Origin of the sequence: Bacillus sp. AP8 (assembly GCF_000321185.1) — a bacterium.
Lineage (GTDB): Bacteria > Bacillota > Bacilli > Bacillales > DSM-1321 > Bacillus_AD > Bacillus_AD massilioanorexius.
This window is the reverse complement of sequence record NZ_CAPG01000049.1, coordinates 1-7,583: the sequence shown is the minus strand read 5'-3', so window position 1 is coordinate 7,583 and position 7,583 is coordinate 1. Positions and strand designations below refer to the sequence as shown.

The following is a 7,583-nucleotide window of genomic DNA, read 5'->3' as shown; positions in this document are numbered from 1 at the left end:
AGGTCTGTCTCTTTCTATTAGAATTACATTTTGATAAGGCTGATTAAGCTTTTTATTAGATGAGTAAGATAAAAGCTAATAGTAATAACACAACACTAATTCTTGAACGATTATTAAAAGTAATAGAATTAGGTTCATCGATGGAGGCTAGACTACTAAACAATGTAATAAGGGAACATATGATAAATAGAAATATGATTTCACTGTACATATTTATTGAATAAAAGAGCCAAATCAATTCAAACGTTCCGAGTAAAGATAAAATAATCATAGTGAATAATCGTTTACATACTATACTCATAACATCATCCCCAAAAGAGCTTTTCAAGACTCTTTATTTTTATGGTATGTGTTGAGTGGCGAATCGTTACCATTATAGATTCTTCACATTTCTATTCAATAGTTCTGTATTATTTTTTGATAAATAATAGCGCAACACCTAAACCAACCAAAAGAATGGACCATACAGGAAATGATGCGCCTATACCCGATTGGACAATACCAAGGAGGTCAAACATTTTTTCTTTAAATAAAAGAATGAGTGCTACTACTAATAATAAAAAACCTGGTAGCATTCCTGATTTTGCTTTACTTCCTTGTAGCATTAAGCCTAATGAAATGATTAAAATAAAAATTCCTAGTTCGTTTGGCCAGAGCTTTAAAGTGTGAACAACATGAAAATGAATTCCAAAACCTAAAAAAATGACTCCGGCTAATATTGAATCACTTTTATTTCCTTTATAGGCTTGAATAAGAAAAGCAATTCCAACGATACAAAGAATGGTTGGCCAAGAATAAAATCCTTGAAACAGTTCAATGCTTGATTGACTTAAAAAATAATAGATGCCGAATCCAATTAAGATGACTCCAGAAAAAAGTCCGTAGGATTTCAAAAATATCCCTTCTTTCCAAACAAAATAATTGAAGAAATCATTTAGATTTGATAAATTATTACTTAGTAATCATTCTAAAATATGTAAAACCAAGAGATTTTTTATCGGTTGAAAAAAGCCGATTGTGTGTAAAAAAATCAGTTTTAACATACAATAGTTCTATTATACAAATTAAATGTTGTGGAGATTAGAGTTTTTTTAGAAAATCTGCATAATTCTTAGGAAAATTATTATCGCAATATCAATCATCAAGATCTGTTTTCATCATGAGAATATAGAGTGATTGCTTGTTAGTTCTTATGTTGATTTTATTTTTATACTAGCACAGTATGTCATTAGTTGTTCAAAAACTTTCAAGAATATTATAAAAATAAAATGTAAATACATGTTATAATCCAAAATAGGAAACTATGTTATTTTTCATGGGGGTGTGGATGTAGGGATGTTTATACTAGCAGTTGGGTTAAATTATAAGACTGCCCCTGTTGAGATTCGTGAAAGATTATCATTTAACGAAGCTGAACTCGCAGAAGCTATGGTAACTTTACAAAATAAGAAAAGTATTTTGGAAAATGTTATCATCTCTACATGTAATAGAACAGAAATATATGCAGTTGTAGATCAAATTCATACAGGGAGATATTATATTAAAGAGTTTCTTTCTCAGTGGTTTGATTTACCAACGGAAGAATTTGCACCATTTCTGTTTATTTATGAAGGCAATCGTGCAGTCGATCATTTATTTCAAGTGAGCTGTGGATTGAATTCGATGATACTTGGTGAAACACAAATTCTCGGTCAAGTTCGATCAAGCTACACTCTTGCTCAAAATCAAACGACAATTGGTACAGTGTTTAATCACTTATTTAAGCAAGCGGTGACATTAGCTAAAAGAGCGCATTCTGAAACAGAAATCAATACAAATGCTGTGTCCGTTAGTTATGCAGCTGTGGAATTAGCTAAAAAGATTTTTGGAAGCTTAGATGACAAGAATGTACTTGTTATTGGAGCAGGGAAGATGGGGGAACTTGCCATTCAAAATCTTTATAGCGCTGGAGCGAAAAAGGTTTCAGTAATAAATCGCACTCATCAAAAAGCTGTATTATTAGCGGAAAGATTTTCTGGCAAAGCGAAAGAATTACGTGAACTTCAATGTGCTTTACTTGATGCGGATATCGTTATCTCATCAACTGGTTCTAAAGAGTACGTAATAACTAAAGAATTAATGGATGTTGCTAATCAAATTCGAAAAGGACGACCAATTTTCATGGTCGATATTGCAGTTCCAAGAGATTTGGACCCAAGCCTTTCGGAAATTGATAGCGTCTTTTTATATGATATAGATGATTTAGAAGGTATCGTTGAAGCGAATCTTCAAGAACGTAAAGTAGCAGCGGAAGCTATTTTAATAATGATTGAAAAGGAAATTGAAGAGTTTAACAATTGGATGAATATGCTCGGAGTTGTCCCTGTGATTTCAGCATTAAGAGAAAAAGCGCTTATAATCCAAGCTGAAACAATGGAGAGTATATCTAGAAAACTTCCTCAATTAACAGAGAGGGAATATAAAGTGATTAGTAAGCATACGAAGAGTATTATTAATCAAATGCTGAAAGACCCAGTACTTTATGCGAAAGAACTTGCTGGTCAAAAGAATAGGGAAGAAACACTTCAAGCTTTTGTTCAAACATTTAATATTGAGAATTTAGTTGAAGCACAAAAGGCTAAATCTCAAGTGCAAAAAACTCCTACGTCAGCAGCACATGATTTAAAAGCTATAGCAGTTGAAGTATAAGAGGAGAACAATCATGTTTGATATTTCGCTTACGAGATTACATGAAGTCACAATTATTTTATATGCATTAAGTGTTCTTTTATATTTTATTGATTTTCTTCATAATAACCGGAAGGCAAATAAAGTAGCCTTCTGGTTGCTTGTCATTGTTTGGTTATTACAAACAATTTTTTTATGTCTTTATGTCGTAAAAACTGGAAGATTTCCAATTTTGACATTGTTTGAAGGATTATATTTTTATGTTTGGGTTTTAATTACATTATCGCTTGTTATTAATAAGATACTTACAACAGATTTTTTGGTGTTTTTTACGAATGTCCTTGGATTTATCGTTATGGTCATTCACACATTTGCACCGCTTAAAATTGAAACGCATGTTTTAGCACAACAGCTTATGTCAGAGTTACTTTCCATTCATATCACTATATCATTGCTAGCATATGGCACATTCACTTTGTCCTTTGTTTTTTCGATTCTATATTTGATTCAATATGATTTATTGAAACGAAAAAAATGGGGGAAACGTTTAATGAGGTTAGGAGATTTGTCTAAGCTAGAGAAATTATCGTACATTCTTAATGTTATAGGGGTTCCTATTTTATTTTTTGGATTAGTACTCGGACTTCAATGGGCTTATATCAAATTACCAGAAGTTAGTTGGTTTGATGTTAAAATACTAGGGTCAATGGTTATTTTACTTTGTTATATTCTAGTAATATATGTGAAAATAAGAAAGCAGGTAAATGGTAAAATGCTAGCTTATTGGAATATCACTTGTTTCTTAATTGTTTTAATAAATTTCTTTTTATTTAGTGGCTTATCGAATTTTCATTATTGGAGCACATAGGAGGATACTATGAGAAAAATCATTGTTGGTTCAAGAAGAAGTAAACTAGCGCTTACACAAACAAATTGGGTTATTCAACAATTGAAAGATTTGGGATTACCGTTTGAATTTGAAGTGAAGGAAATCGTGACAAAAGGAGATCGAATCCTAGATGTGACGTTATCTAAAGTAGGTGGTAAAGGTTTATTTGTCAAAGAAATCGAGCACGCGCTATTAACGAAAGAGATTGATATGGCTGTACATAGTATGAAAGATATGCCTGCAGTTCTTCCAGCAGGGCTAACAATTGGTTGTATCCCTGTTCGAGAGGATCATCGTGATGTTCTGATTTCAAAAGATGGATCAACGTTAGAGCAATTAAAGCCAGGTGCAATTGTGGGAACGAGTAGTTTAAGAAGAAGTGCACAATTATTAGCCACTAGACCCGATTTACAAATAAAATGGATTCGTGGAAATATTGACACTCGTCTAGCGAAATTAAAAGAAGAAGAGTATGATGCGATTATTTTAGCGGCTGCTGGATTATCTCGTTTAGGCTGGAGTTCAGATGTTGTAACACAATATTTAGATCCTTCTCTTTGCTTACCGGCTGTTGGACAGGGTGCCTTATCGATTGAATGTAGATTAGATGACGAAGAATTACTAGCTGGCTTACAAAAGTTCGAATGTAAGCAAACAAAACAGACAGTAACGGCTGAAAGAGCATTTTTGCATGCCATGGAGGGCGGGTGCCAAGTACCGATTGCAGGGTATGCCACTATGAAGGATGACGAAGTAATGTTAACAGCTTTAGTAGCTAATCCAGAAGGCACCATCATATTAAAGGAACAAGTTTCTGGTAAGGATGCTGTAGAGGTAGGAAAGAAAGCAGCGAATAACATTCAAAGTCGAGGTGGACAAGAGTTAATCGATGCTGTCAAAGAAGAGTCTGAAAAAGAATGAAGGAAGTTTCTTTTTTAATTGGGAAAAGTGTACTCATAACGAGAGATAAGCGAGATAGCGTGGGATTTGCTCAAGAAATTAAAAAATATGGAGGAATTCCAACTAGCATTCCAATGATCGGCTTTCAAAGGTGTAAGCTGTCAAAGGAAGAAGAAAAAAGGCTAGCGTCACTAAACGTATATGATTGGATTATTTTTACGAGTAAAAAAGGTGTGCAGTTTTTTTTCGAATTTGTAGATGCCCCTATACGAAATCATATTGCCGTTATTGGTGATAAAACGAAAGATATACTTTCGGATTATGGATACAAGCCACAATTTACACCATCAAAATTTGTTGCGGAATGCTTTGTGGAAGAATTTATCCCATTATTGCATCCTGACTCTAAAGTATTAGTTGTAAAAGGAAATTTAGCGCGAAATCTAATTGCAGAGCAAATGAGGAAGAGTGGTTGTACTTGTGATGAAATCATTGTGTATGATAATAAGATGCCCGAACAAAGTGAAAGTATGCTTATTCACATGTTGTCACACTCTCCATTTGATATAATTACTTTTACGAGCTCTTCTACAGTTCATAACTTTATGTCAGTTGTAAAAAAGTATCAATTGGATAAACAATTATCCTCAGCGACTATAGCTTGCATCGGACCTATTGCAGCAAAAACAGCCCGGCAGTATGGATTACAAGTAGATATTTGTGCAGAGGTATATACGATGGAAGGTTTGTTACATAGTTTAGTACATTTTAATAAGAAACAAATTTAAGCGAAATAAATAGGGGGAGAAGTAAATGGAAAATATTCAATTTACAAGACATAGACGTTTACGAAAAAATGAAGCTATGCGTTCCTTAGTAAGAGAAACTACTTTACAAAAGGAAGATTTAATTTATCCTATTTTCATTATCGATGGGGAAAAAGTGAAAAATGAAATAGCTTCTATGCCTGGAATTTATCAATTATCATTAGATAATTTATTATCTGAAGTTGAAGAATCAATCGCACTAGGAATTAAAGCATTTATTTTGTTTGGTGTTCCTTTTGAACATGATAAAGATGAGTGTGGAACGGGTGCATTCAGCCACAATGGTTTAGTTCAAAAAGCAACTCGTCTGATTAAAGAGAAATATCCTGAAGTGTTGATTGTAGCAGATACTTGTCTTTGTGAATATACCGATCATGGTCATTGCGGAATTGTAAAAGATGGAGAAATTTTAAATGATGAATCATTAGAATACCTAGTAAAAACAGCCATTAGTCAGGTTGATGCAGGTGCTGATATTATTGCACCATCCAATATGATGGACGGTTTTGTAGCTGCTATTCGAGCTGGTTTAGATGAAGCAGGATATTTAGATATTCCGATTATGTCGTATTCAGTTAAATATGCATCATCTTATTATGGACCATTCCGTGATGCGGCAAATGGAGCTCCGCAATTCGGAGATCGTAAAACATACCAAATGGATCCTGCAAATCGTATGGAAGCTCTTCGTGAAGCGGAATCTGATTTATTAGAAGGAGCAGATTTCTTGATTGTGAAGCCTGCTTTAGCGTATATGGATATCATCCGAGATGTGAAAAATAATATCAATTTGCCAATTGTGGCTTATAACGTTAGTGGAGAATATAGCATGATTAAAGCAGCTGCTCTTAACAGTTGGATGAATGAGAAACAAATTGTTTTAGAAACTTTAACTGGTTTAAAACGTGCTGGTTCAGATTTAATCATTACCTATTTTGCAAAAGATGTTGCACGTTGGTTATCTTAATAATAATAAAAAAGGACCGGCAACGGTTTTTCTATAAGGAGATGTTATTATGCGTTGTTATGATAAATCTAGAGCTGCTTTTAAAGAAGCTATTCATTTAATGCCTGGCGGTGTCAATAGTCCGGTTCGAGCATTCAAATCCGTTGATATGGATCCAATTTTTATGGAGAGAGGTCAAGGCTCAAAAATATATGATATTGATGGAAATGAATATATTGATTACGTTTTATCATGGGGTCCACTTATTTTAGGTCACAGTCAACCAGCTGTTGTGGAAGCCTTGAAAAAAGTCGTAGAAACAGGCACTAGCTTTGGTGCACCAACAGAATTAGAAAATAAATTAACAAAGCTCATTATTGATCGTATTCCTTCCATGGAAATGGTTCGTATGGTGTCTTCAGGAACAGAAGCTACGATGAGTGCTTTACGATTAGCTCGTGGGTATACAGGACGTAATAAAATCTTGAAATTTGAAGGTTGCTATCATGGGCATGGGGACTCCTTATTAATTAAAGCAGGTTCAGGTGTTGCAACACTAGGGTTACCGGATAGTCCTGGAGTACCTGAAGGTGTGGCAAAGAATACAATTACAGTTCCGTATAATGACCTTGAAAGTGTTCGTTATGCATTCAAACAATTCGGCGAAGATATCGCTTGTATCATCGTTGAGCCTGTTGCAGGCAATATGGGGGTTGTTCCTCCTCTTCCGAGCTTCCTGCAAGGTTTACGTGATATTACTACTCAATACGGTGCGTTATTAGTATTTGATGAAGTAATGACAGGTTTCCGTGTAGATTATCATTGTGCGAGTGGTTATTTTGGAATTGACCCAGATATTACATGCCTAGGAAAAGTAGTTGGTGGAGGATTACCTGTTGGAGCATACGGTGGTAAAGAAGAAATTATGAAAAATATTGCTCCAAGTGGCCCAATTTATCAAGCAGGTACACTATCTGGGAATCCCGTTGCAATGACAGGTGGTTATATGACATTAAGTCAATTAACGCCTGAAGATTATGTGGAATTTAGACGAAAAGGTGATTTACTAGAAGAGGGTATTAGTAAAGCAGCCGAAAAATATGAAATTCCTCATACTTTTAATCGTGCAGGCTCCATGATTGGTTTCTTCTTTACGAATGAAAAAGTCATCAATTATGAAGCAGCTAAAACTTCTAACCTAGAATTTTTTGCTTCTTATTATCGTGAAATGGCACATGAGGGAATCTTCCTTCCACCTTCTCAATTTGAAGGATTGTTCCTATCAACAGCACATAGCGATGAGGATATTGCTAAAACAATTGCAGCTGCTGAAAAAGCATTTGCTTCATTAAAA

At 34.4% G+C, this 7,583-nt stretch carries 8 protein-coding genes; 6 read left to right on the top strand and 2 right to left on the bottom strand.

What is annotated here, in order from left to right:
* Window positions 1–55: 55 nt before the first annotated feature.
* A complete protein-coding gene (locus BN349_RS25910; RefSeq protein WP_148335192.1) occupies window positions 56–301 on the bottom strand; it encodes a hypothetical protein in 246 nt (81 codons plus the stop codon).
* Between the two features lie 109 nt (window positions 302–410).
* Complete coding sequence (locus BN349_RS13140) at window positions 411–893, bottom strand: LiaF transmembrane domain-containing protein (RefSeq protein WP_019242789.1); 483 nt, start codon at window positions 891–893, stop codon at window positions 411–413.
* 442 nt (window positions 894–1,335) lie between these two features.
* Here BN349_RS13140 and hemA point away from each other — a divergent pair, with 442 nt between their 5' ends.
* The 6 genes from hemA to hemL all read left to right on the top strand — a co-directional run.
* Window positions 1,336–2,688: a glutamyl-tRNA reductase gene (gene hemA / locus BN349_RS13135; RefSeq protein WP_019242788.1), complete on the top strand. Its 1,353-nt coding sequence runs from the start codon at window positions 1,336–1,338 to the stop codon at window positions 2,686–2,688.
* A gap of 13 nt (window positions 2,689–2,701) precedes the next feature.
* A complete protein-coding gene (locus BN349_RS13130; protein WP_019242787.1) occupies window positions 2,702–3,535 on the top strand; it encodes a cytochrome C assembly family protein in 834 nt (277 codons plus the stop codon).
* 9 nt (window positions 3,536–3,544) lie between these two features.
* Window positions 3,545–4,477 (top strand): hydroxymethylbilane synthase, encoded by a 933-nt coding sequence (gene hemC / locus BN349_RS13125; RefSeq protein WP_019242786.1) that lies wholly within the window; start codon window positions 3,545–3,547, stop codon window positions 4,475–4,477.
* Entirely contained in the window at window positions 4,474–5,244 is a 771-nt protein-coding gene (locus tag BN349_RS13120; protein WP_019242785.1) for a uroporphyrinogen-III synthase, read from the top strand. The genes hemC and BN349_RS13120 overlap by 4 nt, the downstream gene beginning before the upstream one ends.
* Window positions 5,245–5,269: 25 nt before the next feature.
* Entirely contained in the window at window positions 5,270–6,250 is a 981-nt protein-coding gene (gene hemB / locus BN349_RS13115; protein WP_019242784.1) for a porphobilinogen synthase, read from the top strand.
* A 49-nt stretch (window positions 6,251–6,299) separates the two neighbouring features.
* Window positions 6,300–7,583, top strand: a 1,284-nt coding sequence (gene hemL / locus BN349_RS13110) for a glutamate-1-semialdehyde 2,1-aminomutase (RefSeq protein ID WP_019242783.1), incomplete at its 3' end; no start/stop codon positions are given.